Raw genomic sequence first — 24,024 nt, 5'->3', positions numbered from 1 at the left:
CCGCGCTCCGAGGCCTGTGTGATCGCGGTCGTCTCTCCCCGACCCATCATTCTGCAAGGGGGCAGACAGCATGAACCCTGGAAAGCACCGGATGTCCTCCCGCGGCCGGGTCCTCGGCCGCGTCGCCGCGGGAACGCTCGCCCTCGCGCTCGGCGTGACCCTCAGCGCGTGCTCGACGGGCCCGGCGCCCGCCACGAAGCTCGACCCCGACGCCGACGTGACGATCACCTGGTGGACCGGACAGGCGGACCAGGCGCAGACGATCCTCAAGGGCCTGGCGGAGGAGTTCGAGAAGGAGCACCCGAACGTCACGATCGAGATGTCCTCCGGAGCGCCCTCGACGGAGGACCTCCTGCAGAAGCTGTCCTCGTCCTTCGCGGGCAACACCTACCCGGACATCTCCTACGCGTTCGGGTCCTGGGCGAGCGAGCTGGCCGGTTCCGGCCGCACCCTGGACATCACCGACAGGGTCGAGGGTGACGCCGACCTGGACTGGGAGGGGTTCTCGGGGGCGGCGCGGGCGACGGCGCAGCCGGAGGGCGGGGCCACGATCGGGTTCCCGGCCGTGGTCGACAACATCTCGCTCATCTACAACAAGACCGTGTTCGACGCGGCGGGCGTGGACTATCCGACCGAGGACTGGACGTGGGAGGACTTCCGCACCGCCGCGGCCGCGCTCACGAACCCCGACACGAAGACCTACGGCTACGGCTACTCGGTCTCCGGATCCGAGGAGACCACCTGGCAGTTCTGGCCGCACCTGTGGCAGCGGGGCGGGGAGATCCTCGACGGGGACAAGGCCACGTTCGACTCCGCTGAGGGTGTCGAGGCGCTCACGTTCCTCCAGTCGATGGCGGTCGACGACGCCTCGGTCTACCTCGACCAGACGGACACGAAGTTCGGCCAGTTCTTCGCGAGCGACCAGATCGGGATGATCACCTCCGGTCCGTGGATGCTCTATGACCTGCAGAAGGCCGGGACGAAGTACGGGGTGGTGCCGCTGCCGGGAACGGACGGCGACCACACGACGATCTCCGGCGCCGACATCTGGGTGCTCTTCGACCACAAGGATCCGAACCGCGAGCACTGGTCGTACGAGTTCATGAAGTGGCTGACGGCCCCCGAGCAGGATGTGCGCTGGAACGTCGTCTACGGGAACCTGCCGCTGCGCGAGAGCGAGGTGGACTCGCCCGAGTTCCAGAAGCAGGTGGCGGAGATGCCGGGGATCGAGATCATGGCCGCCAACAGCGCGAACGCGACGATCCCGCGTCCGACCGTTCCCGGCTATGTGAAGCTCTCCGAGGCCGTGGGGACCGCGATCTCCCAGGTCCTGCAGGGGCAGGCGGAGCCCGAGGCGGCCCTGAAGGAGGCCGCTGAGGAGGCGACCGCCGCGCTGGAGGACCAGTGAGTCGAGGGGCAGCGGCCACGCGCCCCGGCGCCCTGCGGCGCCGGGCGCGGGAGAGCCTGACGGGCTGGGGGTTCGTCGGCCCGGCGACGCTCATCGTCCTCGGGCTGTCGCTCTTCCCCGCGGTCTGGGCCTTCCTGCTCTCGCTCCAGAAGTGGAACGGGTTCGCGACGCCGGAGTGGGTCGGCACCCGCAACTACTCCGAGATGATCACGGACGCCGACCTCGGCGCGGCCGTGCTTCACACGCTCGTGTACACGGCCATGTTCGTGCCGGCCTCGGTGCTCCTGGGACTGGGGCTGGCGGTGGCGCTGAACCGGCGCATCGTCCTGATCGGCGTGTACCGCACCCTGATCTTCCTGCCGTTCGTCGTGTCCGCCGCGGCGACCGGAATCCTGACCACGTACCTGTTCAACCCGCAGTTCGGGCTCGTGAACAACGCCCTGCGGATCCTGGGGCTTCCCCAGCAGGGCTGGCTGGAGGACCCCTCCCAGGCGATGCTCGTCATCGCGATCATGTCCGTGTGGGGGCAGGCCGCCCTGACGACGGTGATCTACCTCGCGGCGCTCCAGGACATCCCCGCGGAGCTGTCCGAGGCCGCTCGCGTCGACGGGGCGAACCGCTGGCAGACGTTCTGGCACGTGATCTTCCCCCAGCTCGCCCCGGTCACCGTGTTCGTCACGATCTGGCAGGCCATCCAGGCGATCCAGCTGTTCGACGTCGTCTACACGACGACGAGGGGCGGTCCCCTCGGCGCGACGGAGACGATCGTCTACTACCTGTGGAACGCCGCCTTCCGCGAGCTCGAATTCGGATATGCCTCGGCGGTCGCCTACGGGCTGTTCGCCGTCACGCTCATCGTCACGATCGCCGTCGTCCTGTGGCAGCGGCGCACTGCGAAGGGGATCACCGTATGACGACCTTCCTCGACCGGCCCGCGCCCGAGGCGCCGGAGGCGCCGGCGACGACCCGCACGATCACCGTGGCGAAGCGCCCCCGGCGGCGGCGGTCCTGGGTCCACCTCCTGCTCGTGCCCGTGGCGCTGCTGTTCTCGGTGCCGTTCCTGCAGATGTTCCTCACCTCGCTCACGCCCGAGTCGGAGATCAACCGTTTCCCTCCGAGCTTCATCCCCTCGGAGCTGACGCTCGACGGCTACGTGAAGCTCTTCGAGCAGTCCGACATCCTGCGGTGGCTGGGCAACTCCGTGATCGTCTCGGCGGTCGGCATCGTCGCGCACATCGTCCTGTGCTCCCTCGCCGGGTACGGGTTCGCGCGTCTGCGCTTCGCCGGCCGCAACGTGAGCTTCCTCATGATCATCGCGACGATCATGATCCCCACGCAGCTGCTGATGGTCCCGACCTACGTGATGTTCGCCACCGTGGGGATCATCGACACCCTCATGGCGGCGATCGTGCCGTGGCTGGCGAGCGTGTTCGGCATCTTCCTCATGCGCCAGTTCTTCCTGTCCCTGCCCGCCGAGCTGGAGGAGGCGGCGATGCTGGACGGCTGTTCCCGCTTCGGCACGTTCTGGCGGATCATCTTCCCGCTCGCCCGTCCCGCGCTGGCCACGCTCGCGATCTTCACCCTGCTCGGCTCCTGGAACGACCTGGTCTGGCCGCTGATCGCGATCAACGACCCGAACGCGTTCACCGTGCAGCTGGGGATCACGAACTTCCAGGGCGCGCGTCGGACGGACTGGTCCCTGCTGATGGCGTCGAACGTGATCGCGACCCTCCCGCTCATCGTGTTCTTCGTCTTCGCGCAGCGGCAGTTCATCGCGACGATGACGTTCTCGGGAGTGAAGGGGTGAGCGCCGGGACGGGAGCGGTGCGCCGGCTGCTCGTGATCGGGGACGCCAACGCGGACCTCGTGCTCCGCGGGGACGTCGTCCCCCGGTTCGGCCAGGCCGAGCAGATCCTGGACGCCGCCGACCTCGTCCTCGGGGGCTCCGCGAGCATCGTGGCCTGCGGCGCCGCGCGCCTGGACGTGCCGACGTCGCTGCTGGCCCGGGTCGGGGACGACGCGTTCGGGGCGTTCGTCCTGGACGCCCTGCGCGAGCGCGGCGTCGACACCGCGGACGTGCGCGTGCGCGCGGAAGCGGCGACCGGGCTCTCGGTGATCCTGTCGGCCCCCGAGGACCGGTCGATCCTCACCGCGCTCGGCACGATCCCCGATCTCTCCGCGGAGGACGCGATCGAGCGGATCCGCCGATGGCGCGGAACCGCGGGGATCCTCCACGTCGCCAGCTACTTCCTGCAGCCGGCGCTGGCCGCCGGCCTCCCCGCCGTCCTCGCGGAGGCGCGGGAGCGGGGGTGGACGACGTCGCTCGACACGAACTGGGACCCCGCGGAACGCTGGCTCGGCCTCGCCGAGGCGCTGCCCCATCTCGACCTCCTCCTTCCGAACCGGAGCGAGCTGCGGGCGATCGCCGGCGCGCTGGGCGTCACGGACGCCCCGGACGAGGAGCTGGCCCGCGCCCTGTCCCGCCGCGGCCCGCGCGTGGTCGTCAAGGACGGTGCCCGCGGAGGCTGGTCGGTCCGCGGGGAGGACGCGGTCGAGCGCGGGCCCGGACGCCGCGTCGACGTCGTCGACACCACCGGTGCGGGGGACAGCTTCGACGCGGGCTACCTCGCCGCGCTCGCGCACGGGGTGGGGGCGGAGCGGGAACGGCTGCGCTGGGCCGCGGTCGCGGGCTCTCTCTCCACGACGCGATCCGGCGGCACGGCGGGGCAGGCGACGCGAGGCGAGCTCCTCGCCGCGCTGACCGGCTGATCGGCCCGCCGCCCGCCGGGCGTCTCAGCCCCGCGGGGTCTCGTCGTCCGCCGCGATCTGCACGTCGACCCCGGCCGCGGCGATCGCGGCGAGCTCGGCGGGATCGGCGCTGGAATCGGTGACGAGGATGTCGATCTCCGACAGATCGGCGACCTTCGCCAGGGTCGCCCGGCCGATCTTCGACCCGTCGGCCACGACGACGACGCGGTCGGCCTGGGTGACCATCGCGTGGTTCGTCCGCGCCTCGGTCTCGTTGTGGGTCGTCGCCCCGCCGCGGACGCTGATGCCGTCGGTGCCGAGGAACGCGGTGCCGACGTTGATCGCGCCGAAGGTCTTCTCGGCGAGGACCCCGACCGCCTCCAGGGAGCTGGAGCGGATGAACCCTCCCGTCATGATGACGTTCAGCCGGCTCCGCGTCGCCAGCTCCACCGCTGTCGTGAGGGCGTTCGTCGCGACCGACAGGTCGTCCCGGGACGCCAGAGCGCGGGCGACGGCCGTGGCCGTCGTCCCGCCGCTGATCGCGACGGAGTACTGCCCCTCGGGGAGCAGCCGCGCCGCATGCTCCGCGATCCGGAGCTTCGCGTCGCGGAAGCGCGAGTCCCGGAGCTGGACGGGGACCTCCGTGGTCGGGTCGAGCGCCCGCGCGCCGCCGTGCGAGCGGATCAGCAGGCCCTGCTCGTCCATCTCGGCGAGGTCGCGCCGCATCGTCGCGGTCGAGACCCCGAGATCGTCGGCGATCTCGGTGAGCCGTGCGGTTCCCCGCTCGTTGACGTAGCTGAGGATGAGGGACATGCGCTCCGTGCGGCGCCGTGACGTCGCCTGCGGAGTGGCCCCGGGTGTGATGGGCATCGGGTTCCCTTCGTTCTTGTCCGAAGCATCAGGGCGATATATTCGATCACTCATAGTGAGCGAAACAAGCAAACTGTGCGGCAATTATTGCGCGGAATCCGCGCAGTCGGCAATCATCAAGACATGGTCAACATCGTCTTCATCGGCGCAGGCAGCGTCGTCTTCACTCGTCAGCTCGTGGCCGACATCCTCCGCTACCCGGAGCTGTCCGACGCCCGCCTGGTGCTGCACGACATCGACGCGGACCGGCTCGCGGTCGCGGAGGCCACCGCGTCGCACGTGAACGAGCGGCTCGGTGCCCGAGCGGAGATCGTGGCCGCGCCGGACAGGCGGGACGCGCTCGACGGCGCCGACTTCGTCATCAACATGATCCAGGTCGGCGGCATCGAGGCCACGATCGCCGACCTCGAGATCCCCGCGCGGCACGGTCTGCGCCAGACCATCGGCGACACCACCGGGATCGGCGGCGTGTTCCGCGCCCTCCGGACCTTCCCGGTGCTGACCGCGCTCGCCGAGGACATGCGCGCCGTCTGCCCGGACGCGTGGCTGCTCAACTACACGAACCCGATGGCGATGAACGTCTGGTGGCTCTCCGTGGTGGCCCCGGACATCAAGGCGGTCGGGCTGTGCCACAGCGTCTTCTGGACCGCTCACGACCTCGCCGAGCTCATCGGGGTGCCCTTCGAGGAGACGCGCTTCCGCGCCGCGGGCGTCAACCACCAGGCGTGGCTGCTGGAGTGGACGCGCGACGGGCAGGATCTCTACCCGCTCCTGCGCGAGCGCATCGAGGGCGATGAGGAGCTCGCCCGTCGTGTCCGCGTCGAGATGTTCCGCCGGCTGGGCCGGTACCCGACGGAGACGAGCGAGCACTCGTCGGAGTACCTGTCCTGGTTCCTGCGCTCCGACGAGCAGATCGAGCGGTTCCGGCTGAAGCCGCTGGAGTACGTCGACATCAGCCGCGAGAACGTCGCCGAGTTCGAGGCGACCCGGGACGCGCTGGCGGCCGGACGCGACCTGGATCTTCCCGAGGGGGCCAGCGAGTATGCGCCGCAGATCATCCACTCGCTCGTCACCGGCACGGAGCGCGAGGTGCACGTCAACGTGCCCAACCGCGGCCTCATCGACAATCTCCCCGCCGACGCGGTCGTGGAGGTGCCCGCGGCCGTCGGGGCGGGCGGACTGGTCCCGCGGCCGATGGGGTCTCTGCCCGCTCCGCTCGCCGCGGTCAACATGCCGTACATCTCGGTGGGGCGGCTGGCCGTCGAGGCCGCGCGGACCGGAGACCCGATCCTCGTGCGCCAGGCCGTCCTGATGGACCCGAACGCCCAGTCGACGCTCACGCCGGAGCAGATCTGGCAGGTGTGCGACGAACTGACCGAGGCCCATGGGGACCTGCTGCCCGAGGCGCTGCGCGCGAGCGCCGGTGCCGGGGTCGCAGCCCGCTGAGAGCGGTGCCCCCGGTCGCCGCAGGACCGGGGCGGAGGACAGCTGGAGCCAGGAAGCGACGACACGCATGAAGGAGAGATCGATGAGCATGGCGACGACCCTGACCGGGGTGCTGGCGACGGCGGCGGTGCTGACGGCGTGCGCGGGCACGACCCCGGCGGCCTCGTCGACGACGGGGGAGTCGGCCGGGAAGGCCGCCGTGGCCCTCCCGCCGACGAGCGGCGTCTTCGACTATCAGCTCGGCGGCGCGTACGACGAGGTGGACGCCGGAACGGGGCCCGTGGCCATCGACGTCGTCGTGCGGGACGCCACTGCGACGCCGCTCGCCGGCGCCTACAGCGTCTGCTACGTGAACGGCTTCCAGACGCAGCCCGGGGAGGCGGAGTTCTGGCTCGGGCACGAGGACCTGCTCCTGCACGACGCCGCGGGGACGCTGGTGACCGACCCGGACTGGCCGGACGAGTACATCCTCGACCCGAGCACGGAGGATCAGCGCGACGGCATCCTGGCGATCCTCGGCCCGGTCATCGACGGCTGCGGCCAGAGCGGGTTCGACGCGGTCGAGATCGACAACCTCGACACGTGGACGCGCTTCGCCGAGATCGACGAGGCCGGCGCGCACGCGCTCGCCTCCGCGTACGTGGATCGCGCGCACGGGGCCGGAATGGCGATCGCGCAGAAGAACGCGGCAGAGATCACGGCGTTCGCGCACGAGGAGCTCGGCTTCGACTTCGCGGTCACCGAGGAATGCGGCGTCTGGGAGGAATGCGCGGCGTACACCGACGTGTACGGGGATCACGTGCTCCAGATCGAGTATCCCGGGGCGCTGGAGGAGGCGGGCATGACCTTCGCCGAGGTGTGCGCGCGAGAGGACAGGGCGCCGCTGACGATCCTCCGGGATCTCGACCTCGTCGCCGCGGGCGGGGCCGGCTACGTGTACGAGAGCTGCTGACGCCATGCCCGATCCCCTCATCGGCGGGCACGCCGCCGGCGAGACCGGCCCGGGTCTGCTCCTGTCGGAGTGGGCGCCGCGAGCGCAGGTCTCGCTCCCCGTCACGCACGTCCCCCGGGCCGCGGTGCCCGCCATCGACGTCCACAACCACCTTGGCCGGTGGCTCACCGGCGACTGGTGCGCGCCGGACGTGCCCGCGCTGCTCGACCTGATGGACGAGACGAACATCGCCGCGATGGTCAACCTGGACGGCCGATGGGACGAGGAGCTGGACGCCAACCTCGACCGGTACGACAGAGCGCACCCCGACCGCTTCCTCACCTTCTGTCACGTGGACTGGGAGCGGCTGGCGGAGCCCGGCGGAGTCCCGGCGCTGCAGCGTCGGCTCCGGGAGTCGGCGGACCGCGGCGCGCGCGGGGTGAAGGTGTGGAAGAACCTGGGCCTGTCCGTGCGCGGGCGGGACGGAACGCTGGTGCGCCCCGACGCGCCGGAGGTCGTCGACGTGCTCGGAGTCGCGGGGGAGCTCGGGCTCCCGGTGCTCATCCACGTCGCGGATCCGAAGGCGTTCTTCGATCCCCTCGACCGGTTCAACGAGCGGATCGACGAGCTGGGACAGCAACCGCAGTGGTCCTTCGCGGACCGGTCGCGCTTCCCGTCCTTCGACGAGCTGATCGACGCCCTGGAGCGGCTGCTGCTCGCCACGCCGGGAACCCGCTACATCGGCGCGCACATGGGATGCGTCGCCGAGGACCTGGACCGGGTCGAGCGCCTCCTCGACGCGGCCGAGAACCTCACGGTCGACATCGCCGGGCGCCTCGGTGAGCTGGGTCGTCAGCCGCGCCGCTTCCTGCGCCTCGTGGAGCGGTACCCGGATCGGGTCCTGTTCGGGACGGACGCCTTCCCGCTCGATCGGGAGGACCTGCTCACGCACTTCCGCTTCCTCGAGACCGACGACGAGGGCTTCGACTACGCCGCGGGGTCGCCCGTGCCGCCGCAGGGGCGGTGGACGATCTCGGCCGCGAACGTGCCGCGGCGCCTGCTCCCCGCCCTCTACTCCGGGAACGCGAAGAGGATCCTCGGCCTCTAGCGAGCCGGTGGTGACATAGTGGAGCGATGGTCACTCAACAGGGGTGGTTCGCGTCACATCGGGAGCTGCCCCGCTCCAGCGCTGCCGAGTCGATTCTCGACGATCTCAGAGAAGGCATCCGCAGCAAGAGCCTCGAGGTCGGGGCCCGGCTCCCCTCGGAACAGGACCTCGCGCGCCACTACGGTGTGAGCAGACCGGTCGTCCGGGAGGCGCTGCGCTCGGCCCAGGCGCTCGGGCTCACCCAGACCCGGACCGGCAGCGGCACGTACGTGATCTCGGAGACGCCGCGGCCCTCGCAGCGGTTCGGCGAGTACTCGACCCGCGACCTCGTCGAGTCGCGCCCGGCGATCGAGGTGCCCGCCGCCCGGCTGGCCGCCCTCCGCCGCAGCGACGAGCAGGCGGCGGCTCTGCTCGACATCTGCACCCGGATGGAGGAGGAGCGGCAGGCGCGCGAGTGGGTCCGGCTCGACTCGCTCTTCCACGCCAGCATCGCCGCCGCCTCCGGCAACGCCGTGTTCTCCTCCGTCGTGGCCGACACGCGCGAGGCGCTGTCGCAGCAGTCCGAGATCATCAACCTCGTCGCCCACCGCCGCGAGCCCTCGAACCGCGAGCACCGGGGCATCGCCGAGGCGATCATCCGAGGCGATGCCGACGGTGCCGCCCGCGCCATGCAGGAGCACCTGGACTACGTGGAGGCCGTCGTCCGTCCGATGATCGACGAGGGCTGAGCGCCCCGCCGCCGTCCGGCATCAGCCGGTACTCTGCTCGCCCACGAGGTTGATCGCGAAGAGCGCCCGCCGCTCGTCGGCGTCCAGCCCGAGCGCGGTGAGGACCCCGAGCTTCGCGAGGGCGGCGTCGGCGGTCAGGTCGTATCCGTCCCACGCGCCCGCTCGGTGCAGCGCCGCGCCGACCGCGTACCGCCGGAGCTGCACCGTCCCGGTCTGGCACTGGGTGATCGCGACGACCGGCGTCCCGGCGCGCGTGGCGTCCTCGATCGTCTGCCGCAGCGCGGTGTCGCTCGTCGGCGCCGTTCCGGCGCCGTAGCACTCCAGGATCAGGCCGTCGGGGTAGAGGTCGGCCGCGGCGCGGACCAGGCGGGCGTCGAGTCCAGGGAACACCCGGAGGAGCCCGACGGCCGGCAGGGGGCGCCCGCCGCGCTGCCGCGGATCCAGCGCCGCCAGTCGCGAGCGCAGCACGGCGGTTCCCGCGGCATCGGCGGCGAGCGGACGGAAGGCTGCGAAGGCCTCGTCCTCGTCGGCGGAGCGCTTCACGGCGCGGACGGCGGGGAGCACGGATCCGCCGAACGCGATCCGCACCCCCGGCGCGCCGTCGTCGGCGTGCCGGTAGGCGAGGGCGAAGTTCGCGGGGGCGTCGGAGCCCGGCTCGTCGACCGGTCGCTGCGCGCCGGTGAAGACGATGGGGATCGGGACGTCGGCCAGCGCGAACGCGGCGACGGCGGCCGTGTAGGCGAGGGTGTCCGTGCCGTGCACGACGAGGACCCCGCGAGCGCCCGTCACGTGGTCGCGGATCGTCGCCGCGATGGAGAGGGCGTGGGTGAGGTCGGCGTCCGCGCTGTCGATGATCCGCGGGATCGGCAGGTACCGCCACGGCCGGGCGGAGGGGTCCGCCGCGCGGACGAGGGCGGCGAGCGTGGACTCCCGGTCCGCGGCCGCCTCCAGCCCGTGCCCCTCGTCGCGCATCCCGAACGTTCCCCCGGTGTACACGACGAGCAGCTCGTCCTCGATGGTCGGCGTCCGGTTCGCGGCCACGGCCAAGGTCCTCCTCGAAATGATGTCAGGTTGTCAATCTGCTAGACAGGTTTGCGCAGAATCGCTAGCCTGGGCCACGAACGACCCGGATCGCAGATGCGTCGAGAGCACCCTACCTCCCTTCCCGCCTCGCGATCCCCGGTCGCTCGACGTGTCCAGTTCCCCCGATGGAGAGGAAACGCGCTCATGAGTGCCGCAACGGAACCCGGCGTGCAGACGAGGCCCGCGGTCGACGAGACCAACGAAGAGTTCATGCTCGAGCGGGTGCCGCAGAAGGCGCGCCGCTCCTGGTGGTCCCAGTTCGTCATCTGGGTCGGTTTCGGCTATGTGCCCACCGGCCTCATCGTCGGCGGCCAGCTCGCCGGCACCGCCGAGGGCGGAGGCATGCCGTTCGGCGACGCCGTGCTCACCATCGTGCTGGGCCAGGGCGTGCTGCTGCTGCTGACCTTCGCCCTGGGGTTCGCCGCGATGAAGACGGGGCTCAACCTGTCGCTCATCTCCCGCTTCTCGTACGGCCGGAAGGGGATGATCCTGCCCATGCTCGTCATGGGGCTGCTCACCCTCGGCTGGTTCGCCTCCATCGTCGGCATGGTCGGCGACATCTTCAACGCGGCGTTCGGCAGCTTCACCGGGATCACCATCTTCAACGGCCTCAGCCTGGAGTTCGTGATCTTCTCGCTGATCTGGGGCGCGATCTTCACCTGGTCGGCGTGGAAGGGGATCGTCGCCCTGGAGCGGATCTCCGCGCCCGCCGCGCCGTTCGTCCTCATCGTCGCGATCGTCGCGGCGGTCATGATGATCTCCGAGTTCGGCGGGTTCGGCAACGTCCTCGCCGAGGGCGCGAACCGCTCCGGGACCTCCATCGGGACCGGGATCACGGTGATCATCGGCGCCTGGATCGCCGGGGTCATCATGGGTGTCGACATCTTCCGGTTCGCCAAGACGGCAGCACACGTGTTCATCGGGGCCGGGGCGTGCTTCATCCTCACCAACCCCCTGCTGAACTTCATCGGCTACACCGGCAGCATCGCGACCGGGGACGCGAACTTCATCTCGTGGATGGTGACCAAGGGCGTCTTCTTCGCGATCCTCGGCGTCATCCTGTGGGTCGTCGCCCTCTGGACGACGAACATGTCCGAGCTGTACTGCAACGCCCTGTACGTCGGTCCCGCGGCCAACGCGATGGGCATCCGGATCGCCCGGCCGAAGATCGTCATCACCGTCGGGATCATCGGCAGCATCCTCGGCGCGTTCGGGTTCTACTCGTTCTTCTTCGCCGATTTCATCACGGTCCTCGGCGCCGCGTTCGTCCCGCTCGCGGGCCCGATCCTGGCGGACTTCTTCGTGGTCCGTCGCCGCGAGTACACGTCCGCGAACGTGGACGAGCTGCCCGCCGTGCGTCTTCCCGGGATCATCTCGTTCCTCATCGGAGCCGTGCTCGGCATCGTCTTCCAGTACTGGATGCCGCTTCCCGGGGACTTCCCCGCCGGGCTCGGCGCGCTCATCATCACGTTCGCGCTGCACCTCGTGCTCTCGAAGGTGATGGCGGGGCGGCCCGAGCAGCGGATCGTGGAGTCCGCGGACGCCGGGATGCGCTGACCCGGAACCGCATCGATCCCCCGTGCCGCGACGGCACGGGGGATCGATGCGTCCGGGCCGGCTCAGCCGTTGACGCGGTCCGCGGCGGTGGCGGGCCGGGGCACCTGGTCCATGAACTGCTCCGCGATGTCGATCCGGCGCAGGAACGTGACGCCCTCCTGCTCCTTCGCCCAGGCGATGAACTCCGCCAGGCCGTGTGCGCGGGCGGGGTTGCCCGTGATCCGCGGGTGCAGGCCGATCGACATCATGCGTCCGCAGTCGTCGCCGTCGTCGAGGAGCTGCAGCACGGTGCGCCGGGCGACGTCGACGAAGTCCGAGGGGGATCCGAATCCCGTCCCCATGATGTACCGGCAGTCGTTGACGGCGAGGGAGTACGGCACGACGAGGTGCGACCTCTCCCCGACGAAGGTCCAGTAGGGCAGGTCGTCGCCGTAGTAGTCGGAGTCGTAGAGGAACCGGCCGTCCTCGACGAGGAGCTCCCGGGTGTTCACCGACATCTCGCGGCAGTACCAGCCCTGCGGGGTCAGGCCCATGCGAGCGAAGGAGTCCATCGCGAGGCCGATGATCTCCTTCTCCTCCTCGCGGGAGTACTCGTAGTGATCGATCCAGCGATAGCCGTGGCCGACGAGCTCGTCTCCGCGCGCCAGGATCTTCTCGGCCACCCGGGGGTTGCGCTCCAGGGCCACGGCGGCGCCGAAGACCGTGATCGGGATCTCGTGGCGGTCGAAGATGCGGAAGAGCCGCCAGATCCCCGCGCGGGAGCCGTACTCGTACATCGACTCCTTGGCGAGGTCGCGCTGGCCCTCGACGTCGAACGGCAGCTCGTACATCCCGTCGTTGCGGCCGTCGCCCATCGCGAACGTCAGCTCCGAGCCCTCTTCGTAGTTGATGACGATGTTGATCGCCACCTTCGCGCCGCCCTCCCAGCGGATCACCGGGGGCTTCTCGCCGTACCCGAGGATCTCGCGGTCGGGGCCGGGCACCCCGGGGATGTCGTCGTTGCGGTACCAGTGGTTCTTCGCGACCTGCTGCGGATCGGGCATGCAGGATCTCCTCCCTGTTCGGCCGGGCGGCGTCGTCCCTGCGTCCGAAACCGACGCGCGCCCGCGGCACATCTGTCAATCTGCTAGACAGCTTTCACTGTATCGACGCCTCCGTAGCCGCACAAGCGCGCCGAACCCGAGGCGGCAGGGCACCGCGCGGGGCTACCGGCAGAGCAGCTCGTCCACCGGCGGCAGACGATCCAGCACCGAGATGCCGGCGATCTCCTGCGCGACCTCCTCGGCCGCACTGGTGAGGTGCGCGTGGAGGATCGCCACCGCCCTGTCGCCGTCGTGATCCGACATCGCCTCGACCATCTGCGCGTGCTGCTCGTCGTGCTCGCGGCGGATCGGCGAGCTGGCGAAGGAGATGTCGCGGTACCGGGCGGTGTTCCGCCAGCCGGGCACCAGCGCCCGCACCAGCCAGGAGTTCTGGCAGGTCTCGTAGAGGAGGAAGTGGAAACGCTCGTGCGCGCTGATCATGGCGTAGGCGTCCTCCTTCGCGACCGCGGCCCGGCGCTCCTCGTTCGCCGCGAGGGCGGCCGCCGCGTCCTCGGCGGTGAAGTTCGGGGCGCCCAGCCGGAGCGCGAGCGTCTCCAGGTACAGCCGGCTCCGGTACGTCTCGACCAGGTCGTCGATGCTGAGCTCCCGCACCTGCGCGCCGCGATTGGGGAGCATCTCCACGATGCCGAGCGAGGCCAGCTCGCGGATCGCTTCGCGGACCGGCATCATCGAGACCCCGAGGTCGGTCGCCACCTCGTTGAGGCGGATGAAGGAGCCGGGCGGGTACGCGCCCTCGAGGATGCGCATGTAGAGCTCGGTCGCGACGAAGTCGACGCTCGATCGCGGCGGCGCCGTACGGTACCTGTCCATCCGGGCGCGAGCTCCTCCCGTTCCACGCAACATGATCGCCCCTAGCGTATGCGGTTCGTCAGCGCGCCCAGCCCCGTGGCCCGCGTGACGAGCGTGTCTCCGGGGCGGAGGAACACCTTCGGCTCGCGCGCGTTGCCGATGCCGCTGGGGGTGCCGGTGAGGATCACGTCGCCGGCGTCGAGCGTCATGCCGCGGCTGAGCTCCTCGATGAGCTGCGGGATGTCGAACGCCATCTGGCCGACCACCGCGTCCTGCATCACCTCGCCGTTCAGCTCGCACTCGATCCGCACCCGGTCGAGATCGTCGATCTCGTCCCGGGTCGTGATCCACGGACCGAGCGGCATGGTGCGGTCGATGCTCTTGCCCTTGAACCACTGCCCGCCGTGCGCGCGCTGCACGTCCCGCACCGAGACGTCGTTGGCCAGGGTGTACCCGAAGACGTGGTCCATGGCGTCCGCGCGGGGGATGTCCTTGCCCGCGGTGCCGATCACGATCGCGATCTCGGCCTCGTAGTCCCACTGGTCGCTCAGCGCGAAGTCGCACTCGATGTCCTCGGCGGGTGCGATCACCGTTCGCGGCGACTTCGTGAAGAACGTCGGATGCTCGGGACGCCCGTCGGGATCCTGCCCCTCGCGCTTGCCCCTCGACTCCTCGAAGTGGTCCCAGTAGTTCCAGCCGACGCAGAGGACGTTGCGTCGCCAGCGCTGGATCGGCGCGCCGAGCACGGCCTCGGCGAGGGGCACCTCGGCGACGGGGCGGGACGCCGGGTCCAGCCCGCCCGCGGTGATCACATCGTCGACGAGGCCGGCCGCGGCCGGGTGGACGTGCACGGTCTCCCCGGAGTCGGACAGCACGCCCACCCGCCAGCCGTCGTTGTGGCGGATCGCGCAGTACCGCATCAGCTCTCCCCGTCGTGGATCACGGCGATGGCGTTGATCTCGATCAGGTAGTCCTTGTTGACGAACTTCGACACCTCGACCATCGTCGACGCCGGGGCGACGCCGGTGAAGTACTGCTGGCGCACCTCGTGGATCGCCGCGAAGTCCTCCATGTTGCGCACGTAGACGTCGACTCGGGCGATGTCGTCCAGCGTGCCGCCGGCCGCCTCGACCGCCGCCTGCAGGTTCTGGCACACCTGGTGGGTCTGGGCGCTCACGTCGCCGACGCCGGTGACGCCGCCCTGGGCGTTGCGGGCCGTCATCCCCGAGATGAAGACCATCCGGCCGTCGAGGCGCGCCTGGGTCGCCTGGGCGAAGTGGCCGTTCGGCACGGCGAGAAGATCCGAGGTGATCTGGGTCTTGGGCATGGGTCTCTCCTTCGGTGGGGTGGGTCAGAGGGTGTCGGCAGCGCTCGTGTACCACTCGGGCTGCGTCGGGTAGTGGGGGCCGTCGTACACCTCGAGCAGGACGGTGTCCTCCTCGGCGTGGGTCGGGCCGTGCAGGCACCCCTTCGGGTTCCAGTAGAAGGAGCCCTCCTCGAGGACGAGCCCCGTGGGCACGTAGCGATACCGACCGGACAGGCAGAACATGAACTGGTTCGAGGCGTGCGAGTGACGCAGCGGGATGCCGGAACCGGCTCGGAACCGCACCAGCGCGATGGACGCGCCGGTCTCCTCGTCGCGCCACAGCGGCTTGTGCGACAGCCCGTCGAGGGTCTTGTCGAGCCATTCGTGGTCCTTCGACTGCACGAGGATCTCGCGGAACCGGTACATCGCCTCGCTCTCGCCGTCGCCGGCGACGGCCTCCTCGCGGGAGCCGTCGGCGGCGATGCCTCCGTAGCGGGCGGGGTCGGAGAGGTTGCTCGCCCATTCCTCCGCGTCCACCCCGTCGGGGCGCGGCGGACGGGGGATCAGCTGTTCCTGCTCACGCGGCTCCATCACGCCACCCTCCCGGCAGGTTCTCGCCCTGGTCCTTGAACTCGATCAGCCGGCTCACATAGCGGGTGCGGCCGACGTTGGTCAGCATGTGCACGGGGCTGGGCAGCATCTCGATGGTGCGCCCCACGAACTCGTGCACGTCGCGGGAGGTGCCGTCGAGGTACGTGATGCGGTTGTCCGCCGCCTCGATGGCGATGACGAGATACGGGTTGTGGTGCAGGTGCCAGGGCTGTGACTCGCCCGGCTCCAGGCTGATGTGCCACACCCGGGTGTGCTCGTTCTCCAGGATGACCTCCTGCCCGACGTCGCCGAGGATGACCTCGCCTCCGTCCGGCAGGGTGATGATGTCGCCTTTGGCCAAGATTCCTACTCCTTCTGCGAGGGTCGTACGATCGCGCGGTACGCGTCGACGGCAGCGCGGCTGCGCAGCGGGTCACGGGGGTCCCACGGCTCGATGGCCGCGACGTGGCCGTCGGGGCGGACGAGCACGAGCGTGTCGTCCGGCACGCCGAATCGGCGGGCCACGGCATCGCCCGGGTCGAAGAGCGCGTACGGGCGCAGCCCGGTGTTCTCGGGGGCGTCCCAGCGGCTCACGACGAAGTGCCTCAGCCCGGGGGTGTCGTCGTCGACCGGGATGAGCGGGCGGCGACGGGCGTCGGTGAAGTAGAGCGCGAGGAACGCGTCGCGACACAGCTCGTGCAGATGGTGCCGCGCGCTCTCGCCGAACAGGGGCAGGTCCGGCACGCGGGAGCCGAGCCGCACGGGCTGCGCGCGCTCGCCGGTCCGGATGATGCCGCCGCGCCCCGAGCCGTCGACGTCGAGGGTGACGCCCAGCAGGGTGCGGGTCATCGCCGCCGCCCACCCGTTCCCGGAGGAGATGACGTCGTCGGCGCCCTCGGCGCGGGCCATGCGCCTGCGGGCGGCCTCCGCGAGCTCTCCGGATCCGTCCCGTGCGATCGGCGCCTGCTCGGAGGCGTACCCCTCCAGCAGACCCGGATCCGCCCAGCCGCGCGTCACCCAGGCGAGTCGCCAGGGGAGGTTCGACGCGTCGAGCACGCCGGTGTTCAGGCCCAGCGCCCACATCGGGGTGATCAGGTGCGCCGCGTCGCCCATCAGGAAGACGCGCCCGTCCTGCCACTGCGAGGCGACCCGGTGGTGCACGCTGTAGATGTTGGTGCCGATCACGGTCGTGTCGACGTCGCCGATGAAGCGGTGCACCTTCTGCTGCAGCTCCTCGGCCGACGGCTCCTGCGCGCCCGGCTTGAGGGGGAAGAGGAACCGCCAGCAGTGTGGCTGCCGCACCAGGATCATCCACTCCGCGCTGTCGCCGAAGTACGACAGGTAGGGGTAGTCGCGCGGCGAGGCGATGTCGAGGTCGGCCTCGAGGTCGATGAGCATGTAGCGCTCCTCGAGGGTTTTCCCGTCCACGCGCGCGCCGAGCAGCTCCCGCACCAGCGAGCGGCCGCCGTCGCAGCCGAGCAGGAACGCGCCCTCGAACGTCTGCGGGCCGTCGGGCGTCTGCACGTGCACGGTGACGCCGTCGTCGGTCTGCGTGAACCCGGTGAGGCGGTGGTTCATCCGGAGCGCGCCCGGGGCGACCGCCGCGAGCGCGTCGCGCAGCACCGGTTCGAGGTGGTGCTGCGGGATGTTCACCACGAAGGGGAATCGCGTCTCGTCGGCGAGGTATGAGGTCAGGATCGACTGCTGCGACACGTTGGACGAGCGATCCGTCTCGCCGATCTCGTCGATGCGCACCGAGGCGCGCAGCACCGGCTCGACGACGCCGTACCGGTCGAGCACCTCGAGGGTGCGGGTGAGGATCGTGCCGGCCTTCGTGTCGAGGGACAGTTCGGAGTCCTCCTCCAGCACGAGGAAGGGGACGCCGTGGTGCGCGAGCCCCAGCGCCGTGACGAGCCCGATGGGCCCGCCGCCGGAGATGATGACGGGCTTGTCCGCGGTGTTGCGCTCAGTCATCCTCGACTCCGAAGGCGCGATCCCGGGTGAGGACGGATCCGCTCATGCTCGCCGCGTCGCTGAGCAGGAACATCAGGGGGCCGACGACGTCCTCGGCGGACCCCACGCCGGTCGAGGTCTTCCAATGCTCCAGCTCGCCGCCGGCGGGGTTCGCCTTCCGGAACTGGGGCGTGTCGATCACGCCCGGGAACACGACGTTCGCACGGATGCGGTACTCGGCCACCTCCGCCGCGAGCGACTTGATCCACGGGACGAGCGCGCCCTTGGTGGCGGCGTACGCGGAGGCGTTCGCGTGGCCGACGTTGGCGAGCCCGGACGAGAACGCGAGGATCGTGCCCCGGCGGGCCGCCATCATCGTGGGCAGGACCGCCTGTGTCGCCCAGACGACGCCGGTGAGGTTCACGTCGAGCGTGCGCTGCCACTCCGCCGGGTCCGTCTCGGCGACGGGAGTGCGCGGCTGCACCGCCGCGCCGGCCACCAGCCCGTCGATGCGGCCCTCCTGCGCGACGATCCGTCCGACCGCGGCGAAGACCTCCTCACGGTCGGCGACGTCGACCCGGTGCCCCGTGACGCCGTCGGGCAGCTCCGGGTCCGCTCGTGTGCCGAACACGTGCGCGGACCCGCCCGCCCGGGCGTAGGCGGTGGCCACCGCCAGGCCGATGCCGCTCGTGCCGCCGGTGACGACCAGCACCTCGCCGGTGGCGTCGAACTGCGTTCTCATCTCGTGACCTCTTCTCGTCCGCGCAGCCCGAGCTGCTGTTCCCACTGTTCGATCTGCTCCACGACGCTGCCGGGGAGACGGATGCCCTCGCGCATCGAACGGCGGCGGTTCTGCGCGCTGCGCTCGCCGGGGATCCGCGCCGCCGTCTCCGAGGACATCATCGGAGCCGCCAGCACCTGGGCGGCGAGCTCCGCGGCCCGATCGGCGAATCCCGGGTCGAGCGCGCTGGCGTCGAGGGCGAGGAAGAACGTGCTGGAGTTGTACGGCATCGTCGCGTCCGCGTACAGGCCCCGCACGCCCGCGCCGAAGCCGCCGCCGGACAGCACGCCGGTGAGGACGTCGACGATCAGTGCCAGGGCGAAACCCTTCGCGCCGCCGGCCGGGAGCAGGAACCCGGCGATCGCGGCGGCCGGGTCCGTGGTCGGCCGGCCCTCGGCATCCGTCGCCCAGGTGTCGGGGATCGGTCGTCCCTCCGACGCGGCCAGGCGGATCTTGCCCATGGCGGCCTCGGAGAGAGCCAGATCGACGACGATCGGATCCCGGTCCGTGCGCGGCACGGCGACGGCGATCGGGTTGTTCCCCACCACGGCCCGGGCGCCGCCGGGCGCGGGCATGAGCGGGCGGGTGTTGGCCGCGGCGACGCCGATCATCCCGGCGTCCGCGGCCATCGCGGCGTATCGATAGGCGCCGCCGAAGTGGAAGGCGTTGCGGCACGCGACCGCGGCGATGCCGTGTTCGCGCGCCCGTGCGATCGCGAGATCCATGGCGTCCTGCGCGCTCGCCTGGCCGAGACCGTTCCCGGCGTCGACCGTGAGCAGCGCGCCGAGGTCGGCCAGGATGCGATTGCGGGCGGCGGGGTCCACCGAACCGGAGCGGATCCGGTCGAGATACATCGGCAGCAGCAGGAGGCCGTGCGACGGCAGACCGCGTGCATCCGCCTCGACGAGGCCGTCGGCGACGAGGTGCGCCGAGCGTTCGTCGGCGCCCGCCGCGACCAGCATCCGCGTTGCCCGTGCGATGAGGTCCTCCGGGGCGAAGACGAGACCGGCGCTCACGACGCGGCCCGCTGACTCTCGGCCCACGGGATGAGCAGACGCTCGATGAAGACCAGGACGTAGAAGAGGACGATGCTCATCAGCGCGAGCAGCACGATCGCGACGAAGGCCAGCGCCGTGTTCGCGTTCGAGCCGGACTGCACGATCAGGTAGCCCAGGCCCTCGCTGGCGCCGACGAACTCGGCGATGACCGCGCCGATCACGGCGAGCGAGATCGCGGTCTTCAGGCCGACGAAGATCTGCTCCAGCGCGAACGGCGCGCGGAACTTCACGAACGTCTGCAGCGGCTTGGCGTTGAGCGACTTGGCCAGCTCGATGAACTCGCTCGGCGTGGAGCGCAGGCCGGCGGTGGTGGACAGGACGATCGGGAAGAAGCACAGCAGGACCACCATCACGACCTTCGGCGCCTGGCCGAAGCCCATCCACACGACCAGCAGCGGTGCGATGGCGACCTTCGGCGCCGCGTTGATCGCCAGCAGCAGCGGGTAGATCATCTGCTCGATGAGCTTGGACGAGGCGATGACCATGGCGATCGGCACGCCGATCACGATGGCGAGCAGGAAGCCCTGAACCGTCTCGACGAAGGTCACCCAGGTCTGCGTCAGCAGGAAGCCGGGGTTCGCCATGAACGCGTTCCACACGTCGGCGGGCGACGGCAGCAGGAACCTGTCGATCCGGAACCCGACGACGGACAGCCACCAGACGAGCACGACGAGCAGCAGGCCGGCGAGCGGCAACAGGACGGCGCGCAGGGTAGTCGTGCGGCGCGCCCGGCGCAGGCCGGTGTCCACCGATCCGGTGATCGCCTTGTTCAGCAGGGTCGGGGTGGTCATGCCGGGACCTCCTCGTGCGTCTCGTGCAGGAGATCGTGCAGTCGTCCGCTCACCCGGGTGACCTCGTCGGCGTGCGCCGAGCCGCCCAGGGAGCGGGGACGGGGGATCGGCACGGGGACGATCTCGCGGATCCGGCCGGGGCGCGGCCTCATCACGACCACGCGGTCGGCGAGGAGCACCGCCTCCTCGATGGAGTGCGTGACGAACACGATGGTCGTGTTCTGCTCCATGACGATGCGCTGCAGCTCGACCGACAGCTCCTCGCGCGTGAGGGCGTCCAGGGCCGAGAACGGCTCGTCCATCAGGAGGATCGACGGCTCCTGCACCAGCGACCGGCACAGCGACACGCGCTGCTGCATGCCGCCGGAGAGCTCGTGCGGCAGCTTCCCCGCGAAGGGGTCGAGGCCGGTGAGGGCGAGCAGCTCGTGGGCCCGGGACTTCGCGCGCTTCCGGTCCAGGCCGAGCACCTCCGCGGGGAGCATGATGTTCTGCATCACGGTGCGCCAGGGCAGCAGGGCCGGCCGCTGGAACATCATCGCCACCTCCCGGCGCGGGGCGATCACCGGGTCGCCCGCGATGCGGACCACGCCGCCGGTCGGCTTCTGCAGTCCGGCGATGATCCGCAGCAGGGTCGACTTGCCGCACCCGCTGCGCCCCACGAGCGTCACGAACTCGTTCTCGTCGATGGTCACGTTCACGTCCGACAGGGCGTGGATGCGGCCCCGCGGAGTCACGAACTCCTGGTCGACGGCTTCGATGTCGATCATCACGATCCTCCGACGGTCCTACTCGACCGGCGCGACGATGGCGGACGCGTCGGGCTCGGACGTGATCGCCCCGCCCTCGACCAGCAGCGCGAGGATCGCGTCGACCCGGGCCGGATCGAGCAGGCCGTTGCCGGTGGGGTCGCCGACGTAGGGCGTCATCGCCTCGACCTCGCCCGCGGCGACGTCCGGCTTCTGCGTCGGCTGGTACTTGGCGAGGATCTCGCCGGTCTCCTCGGGGTTCTCGATCGCGTACGCCAGGCCTCGGTGCAGGGCCTCGTTGAACCGCGTGATGCTCTCGGGATCGTCGGCGACCCGCTTCTCCGAGGCGAACAGCGCGTTGCCGTAGAGATCTTCGAGGTAGTCGCTGAACGGCAGGAAGACACCGGCCTCACCGGTCGCGCCCCGGATCAGGCCGTCGGCGACGACGAACTGCCCGATCGCGTCGACCTGCTTGCTCGCCAGGAGCTGCGGCAGTGCGGAGGGCTGGGCGGGCACGAAGGTCACGGTGCTCGCGTCGATGCCGGCCGCCTCCGCGTAGACGGGGAAGAGCACCTCGTTCACCGAGCCCGGCTGGTCGGCGATCTTCTTGCCCTCCAGGTCCTTCGGCTCACTGATGCCGTAGCCCTCCGCGGTGGCGATGGCCGCGAGCGACTTGTCCTGGATCGCGCTGACGATCCGGGCGGGGATCTGCTCGTTCGCGATGGTCAGAGCCGCCGCCTGGAAATCGCCCACGCCGAAGTCGGCTTTTCCTGAGGCGACGAGCTTGAGCACGTCGACGGTCCCGGATCCCGGCTGGATCTCGACCTCGAACCCGGCGTCCTCGAAGAAGCCCTTCTCCAGCGCCACGTACGCGTAGGCGTCGCGGCCGAAGGTGTTGAAGGAGGTGAGGTACGTGACCGGGGTCAGCCCCTCGGGGGCGTCGGTGCCGGCCGTGCCGTCGGCCGCGGCGGGGGCCTGGCTGGAGCATCCGGCGACCGTCAGGGCGAGAACGGCGAGTCCCGCCACGAGGGCGGAGCGGAAGGGCTTCCTCATGATTGCTGACCTTTCATCTTCGAACGGTGGAACGCAGGGCGGGACTCGATCAGCGGATGCCGAGCGAGAGGGGGTGGTGGGCGGACGTGAGGCGGCTCGGGTTGATCCGGGCGATCCGGTCCTGAAGCGCCGGGTCGAGGTGGGCGATCGGCTCCCGCGGGTCCTCGAGCCCCATCGGGAACGGCCAGTCGCTGCCCAGCAGCAGGCGATCGTCGCCGAAGACGTGGCGGGCGAGGTCGACGTTGGCGCCGTCGTGGGTGAGGCAGTCGGCGTAGAGACCGTGCAGCATCGTCGTGACCGGCGGCGATGACGTGTCCAGTCCGGGGCGGGCGGTGTCGAGGCCGCGCTGCCAGCGGGCGGCGACGGAGGGCACGACCCCGCCGCAGTGCACCAGCACGATCCGCAGGTGGGGGTTGGCGGCGAGCACACCGCCGAGCACGAGCTCGGCGGTCGCGACGCCGGTCTCCACCGGGTTGCCGAGCAGGTTGTGCAGGTAGTGCGCGGCGAGCCGCTCGTCGGGGGACTCCGCGGGGTGCAGCAGGACCGGTCGCCCGTCGGCGGCCAGCAGATGCCAGGCCTCGGCGAGCTCGGGGGAGTCGAGCGCCACGGAGCGTCCGCCGGCCGCGCCCACCCAGCCGACGAAGGCATCGGTCGCGAGGTGCGTGCGGACGGTGCGGGCGGCGGCCGCGGGGTTCTCGAGCGGCAGGTAGGCCAGCGGCTTCAGGCGGTCGTCCGTGGCGCAGGCGGTGAGGATCCCGTCGTTGATCGCCTCGACCCACTCCTGGGTGCGCTCGGCGGGCAGGTCCTGGCGGAAGAAGGGCGGCGGGACCGAGACGAAGGCGGCGTCGAGCGCGTGCTCGTCGAGGTACCGCAGGAGGCGGTCGGGGGAGTACAGCGCGTCGGGCCCGATCGCCCGCCCGTCGAGGACGAGGCGCCCGTCGTCGTCCGTCACCACCCTGGATTCCCGCTGCGCCGCCGCGTCCAGGAGCGGTGCGAGGTGCGTGTGCACGTCGGTCGCGGGGTGCGGAGCTCCAGCGCTTCCCATGGTGCCTCCTCGCACTCCGTGGGTCGGGTTGCCTCAGCGTAGTGCGATATTTGATCAAATGTCAAACACACGGGCTCGCGGTGAGCCACGGGATCCCAGGGCCGCGGTCTCACTCCGCCGGCGTCGGCGAGACGATGCTCCCGTGACGGGGATCGCGAACCGCTTGAGGCGCAGGAAAGGCCGTCCTCGGGAAGAAACGCCGTCCGGCGTCCTCCCTGTTCTCCCGCCCCGCGCCGGCTCAGATCCCGTAATACAGGAGCATGGAGACCGCGAAGTAGACGATCGACAGGGCCCAGGCGAGCGGAGCGCTGGCGAGGGCGAGGATCAGCCCGACGATCCCGTGCCGCCGTCCACGGCGTCGGACGATCGCGATGACCGCCACGACGATCGTCGCGATGCCGAGCGCGACTCCGACCAGCTGGCTCGCGCCGAGCCAGGGGATGAACGTGATCATGTCCAGGACGGCGAGCAGCCCGCACACGAGCGTCGCGATGCCCAGCCCGAGCGCGACGCGCCCCAGGACGGGCGACTCCTGCGCGGCGGCGTCCCCCGTGGGGCCAGGAGCACTCGGCGGCAGGGACATGCGCCCAGCCTAGGCACTCGCCTCGCCGCCGGTTAGCGAGCTAAACCGAGGAGCAGATGTGTCGGGGGAGGGGGCTACAGTGCCGTGGCGGGCGTTTCGTCTCGCTTCGCTCGCTCAACGACCGGGAGGACGTGGCGCCCGTCGGCGGCCCGTTTCGTCTCGCTTCGCTCGCTCAACGACCGGGACCCGGGCAAGACGAAACCCCCGCGATGTAGAAGCTACGCGAGGGTTCCTGGGGTGATTATAACTATCACCCTTGTGGCTCCGACCGGCATCGATCCGGTGACCATTCGATTTTCAGTTGGATCCGGCGGGGTAGTGGGTGCTCGTGGCTCGCCGTTTGCCG

At 70.6% G+C, this 24,024-nt stretch carries 25 protein-coding genes; 9 read left to right on the top strand and 16 right to left on the bottom strand.

What is annotated here, in order from left to right:
* Positions 1–70 precede the first annotated feature (70 nt).
* Genes K8F61_RS11055 through K8F61_RS11040 form a run of 4 tightly spaced genes read left to right on the top strand, consistent with a single transcriptional unit; the run spans position 71 to position 4,177 of the window.
* Positions 71–1,408, top strand: a complete 1,338-nt coding sequence (locus K8F61_RS11055; RefSeq protein ID WP_231819145.1) for an ABC transporter substrate-binding protein — start codon at positions 71–73, stop codon at positions 1,406–1,408.
* Positions 1,405–2,322: a carbohydrate ABC transporter permease gene (locus K8F61_RS11050; protein ID WP_219085906.1), complete on the top strand. Its 918-nt coding sequence runs from the start codon at positions 1,405–1,407 to the stop codon at positions 2,320–2,322. Before K8F61_RS11055 ends, K8F61_RS11050 begins: the two co-directional genes overlap by 4 nt.
* Complete coding sequence (locus tag K8F61_RS11045) at positions 2,319–3,215, top strand: carbohydrate ABC transporter permease (RefSeq protein ID WP_219085907.1); 897 nt, start codon at positions 2,319–2,321, stop codon at positions 3,213–3,215. Before K8F61_RS11050 ends, K8F61_RS11045 begins: the two co-directional genes overlap by 4 nt.
* Positions 3,212–4,177, top strand: a complete 966-nt coding sequence (locus K8F61_RS11040; RefSeq protein WP_231819144.1) for a carbohydrate kinase family protein — start codon at positions 3,212–3,214, stop codon at positions 4,175–4,177. The genes K8F61_RS11045 and K8F61_RS11040 overlap by 4 nt, the downstream gene beginning before the upstream one ends.
* Before the next feature lie 24 nt (positions 4,178–4,201).
* On the opposite strand, the gene K8F61_RS11035 is transcribed toward K8F61_RS11040, so the two are convergent.
* Positions 4,202–5,026 carry a DeoR/GlpR family DNA-binding transcription regulator gene (locus K8F61_RS11035; RefSeq protein ID WP_067244056.1) on the bottom strand — a complete coding sequence of 275 codons (825 nt, stop codon included), beginning with the start codon at positions 5,024–5,026 and terminating at the stop codon, positions 4,202–4,204.
* A 123-nt stretch (positions 5,027–5,149) separates the two neighbouring features.
* Here K8F61_RS11035 and melA point away from each other — a divergent pair, with 123 nt between their 5' ends.
* From melA to K8F61_RS11015, 4 genes are all read left to right on the top strand, one after another.
* Positions 5,150–6,472 (top strand): alpha-glucosidase/alpha-galactosidase, encoded by a 1,323-nt coding sequence (melA, locus tag K8F61_RS11030; RefSeq protein WP_067244058.1) that lies wholly within the window; start codon positions 5,150–5,152, stop codon positions 6,470–6,472.
* 82 nt (positions 6,473–6,554) lie between these two features.
* Positions 6,555–7,424 carry an endo alpha-1,4 polygalactosaminidase gene (locus tag K8F61_RS11025; RefSeq protein WP_231819143.1) on the top strand — a complete coding sequence of 290 codons (870 nt, stop codon included), beginning with the start codon at positions 6,555–6,557 and terminating at the stop codon, positions 7,422–7,424.
* 4 nt (positions 7,425–7,428) lie between these two features.
* Positions 7,429–8,511 (top strand): amidohydrolase family protein, encoded by a 1,083-nt coding sequence (locus tag K8F61_RS11020; protein ID WP_231819142.1) that lies wholly within the window; start codon positions 7,429–7,431, stop codon positions 8,509–8,511.
* 26 nt (positions 8,512–8,537) lie between these two features.
* Positions 8,538–9,239 carry a FadR/GntR family transcriptional regulator gene (locus tag K8F61_RS11015; protein WP_067244062.1) on the top strand — a complete coding sequence of 234 codons (702 nt, stop codon included), beginning with the start codon at positions 8,538–8,540 and terminating at the stop codon, positions 9,237–9,239.
* 21 nt (positions 9,240–9,260) lie between these two features.
* On the opposite strand, the gene K8F61_RS11010 is transcribed toward K8F61_RS11015, so the two are convergent.
* Positions 9,261–10,280 carry an asparaginase domain-containing protein gene (locus K8F61_RS11010; RefSeq protein ID WP_231819141.1) on the bottom strand — a complete coding sequence of 340 codons (1,020 nt, stop codon included), beginning with the start codon at positions 10,278–10,280 and terminating at the stop codon, positions 9,261–9,263.
* A 186-nt stretch (positions 10,281–10,466) separates the two neighbouring features.
* On the opposite strand from K8F61_RS11010, the gene K8F61_RS11005 reads away from it, so the two are divergent.
* Positions 10,467–11,879, top strand: a complete 1,413-nt coding sequence (locus K8F61_RS11005; protein WP_169797656.1) for a purine-cytosine permease family protein — start codon at positions 10,467–10,469, stop codon at positions 11,877–11,879.
* 62 nt (positions 11,880–11,941) lie between these two features.
* On the opposite strand, the gene K8F61_RS11000 is transcribed toward K8F61_RS11005, so the two are convergent.
* The 14 genes from K8F61_RS11000 to K8F61_RS10935 form a co-directional block, all read right to left on the bottom strand.
* Positions 11,942–12,922: a polysaccharide deacetylase family protein gene (locus K8F61_RS11000; RefSeq protein WP_067244070.1), complete on the bottom strand. Its 981-nt coding sequence runs from the start codon at positions 12,920–12,922 to the stop codon at positions 11,942–11,944.
* A 162-nt stretch (positions 12,923–13,084) separates the two neighbouring features.
* Positions 13,085–13,792, bottom strand: coding sequence for a GntR family transcriptional regulator (locus tag K8F61_RS10995; RefSeq protein ID WP_231819140.1), 708 nt, complete (start codon positions 13,790–13,792; stop codon positions 13,085–13,087).
* A gap of 41 nt (positions 13,793–13,833) precedes the next feature.
* Entirely contained in the window at positions 13,834–14,691 is an 858-nt protein-coding gene (locus tag K8F61_RS10990; protein ID WP_231819139.1) for a fumarylacetoacetate hydrolase family protein, read from the bottom strand.
* Positions 14,691–15,098 carry a RidA family protein gene (locus K8F61_RS10985; RefSeq protein WP_067244076.1) on the bottom strand — a complete coding sequence of 136 codons (408 nt, stop codon included), beginning with the start codon at positions 15,096–15,098 and terminating at the stop codon, positions 14,691–14,693. Before K8F61_RS10985 ends, K8F61_RS10990 begins: the two co-directional genes overlap by 1 nt.
* A gap of 24 nt (positions 15,099–15,122) precedes the next feature.
* Entirely contained in the window at positions 15,123–15,668 is a 546-nt protein-coding gene (locus tag K8F61_RS10980) for a cupin domain-containing protein (RefSeq protein WP_084344411.1), read from the bottom strand.
* The gene (locus tag K8F61_RS10975) at positions 15,655–16,029 is read right to left on the bottom strand and encodes a hypothetical protein (RefSeq protein WP_217996191.1); all 375 of its coding nucleotides are present in this window, start codon (positions 16,027–16,029) and stop codon (positions 15,655–15,657) included. Before K8F61_RS10975 ends, K8F61_RS10980 begins: the two co-directional genes overlap by 14 nt.
* 5 nt (positions 16,030–16,034) lie before the next feature.
* Positions 16,035–17,642 carry an FAD-dependent monooxygenase gene (locus tag K8F61_RS10970; protein WP_231819138.1) on the bottom strand — a complete coding sequence of 536 codons (1,608 nt, stop codon included), beginning with the start codon at positions 17,640–17,642 and terminating at the stop codon, positions 16,035–16,037.
* Entirely contained in the window at positions 17,635–18,363 is a 729-nt protein-coding gene (locus K8F61_RS10965; RefSeq protein WP_067244080.1) for an SDR family NAD(P)-dependent oxidoreductase, read from the bottom strand. The genes K8F61_RS10970 and K8F61_RS10965 overlap by 8 nt, the downstream gene beginning before the upstream one ends.
* On the bottom strand, positions 18,360–19,445 hold the full coding sequence (locus K8F61_RS10960; protein WP_231819137.1) for an Ldh family oxidoreductase: 1,086 nt from the start codon (positions 19,443–19,445) through the stop codon (positions 18,360–18,362). Before K8F61_RS10960 ends, K8F61_RS10965 begins: the two co-directional genes overlap by 4 nt.
* Positions 19,415–20,251 carry an ABC transporter permease gene (locus tag K8F61_RS10955; RefSeq protein ID WP_084344412.1) on the bottom strand — a complete coding sequence of 279 codons (837 nt, stop codon included), beginning with the start codon at positions 20,249–20,251 and terminating at the stop codon, positions 19,415–19,417. The genes K8F61_RS10960 and K8F61_RS10955 overlap by 31 nt, the downstream gene beginning before the upstream one ends.
* The gene (locus K8F61_RS10950) at positions 20,248–21,018 is read right to left on the bottom strand and encodes an ABC transporter ATP-binding protein (RefSeq protein WP_231819136.1); all 771 of its coding nucleotides are present in this window, start codon (positions 21,016–21,018) and stop codon (positions 20,248–20,250) included. The genes K8F61_RS10955 and K8F61_RS10950 overlap by 4 nt, the downstream gene beginning before the upstream one ends.
* 18 nt (positions 21,019–21,036) lie before the next feature.
* On the bottom strand, positions 21,037–22,050 hold the full coding sequence (locus tag K8F61_RS10945) for an ABC transporter substrate-binding protein (protein ID WP_231819135.1): 1,014 nt from the start codon (positions 22,048–22,050) through the stop codon (positions 21,037–21,039).
* 49 nt (positions 22,051–22,099) lie between these two features.
* Positions 22,100–23,095 (bottom strand): amidohydrolase family protein, encoded by a 996-nt coding sequence (locus K8F61_RS10940; protein WP_231819134.1) that lies wholly within the window; start codon positions 23,093–23,095, stop codon positions 22,100–22,102.
* 238 nt (positions 23,096–23,333) lie between these two features.
* The gene (locus K8F61_RS10935) at positions 23,334–23,678 is read right to left on the bottom strand and encodes a hypothetical protein (protein WP_231819133.1); all 345 of its coding nucleotides are present in this window, start codon (positions 23,676–23,678) and stop codon (positions 23,334–23,336) included.
* Positions 23,679–24,024 lie beyond the last annotated feature (346 nt).

Origin of the sequence: Microbacterium resistens, from assembly GCF_021172025.1 — a bacterium.
In the GTDB taxonomy this organism is placed as follows: domain Bacteria; phylum Actinomycetota; class Actinomycetes; order Actinomycetales; family Microbacteriaceae; genus Microbacterium; species Microbacterium resistens.
Note: the sequence above shows the minus strand (reverse complement) of the source record. Positions and strands in the feature narration are given on the sequence as shown.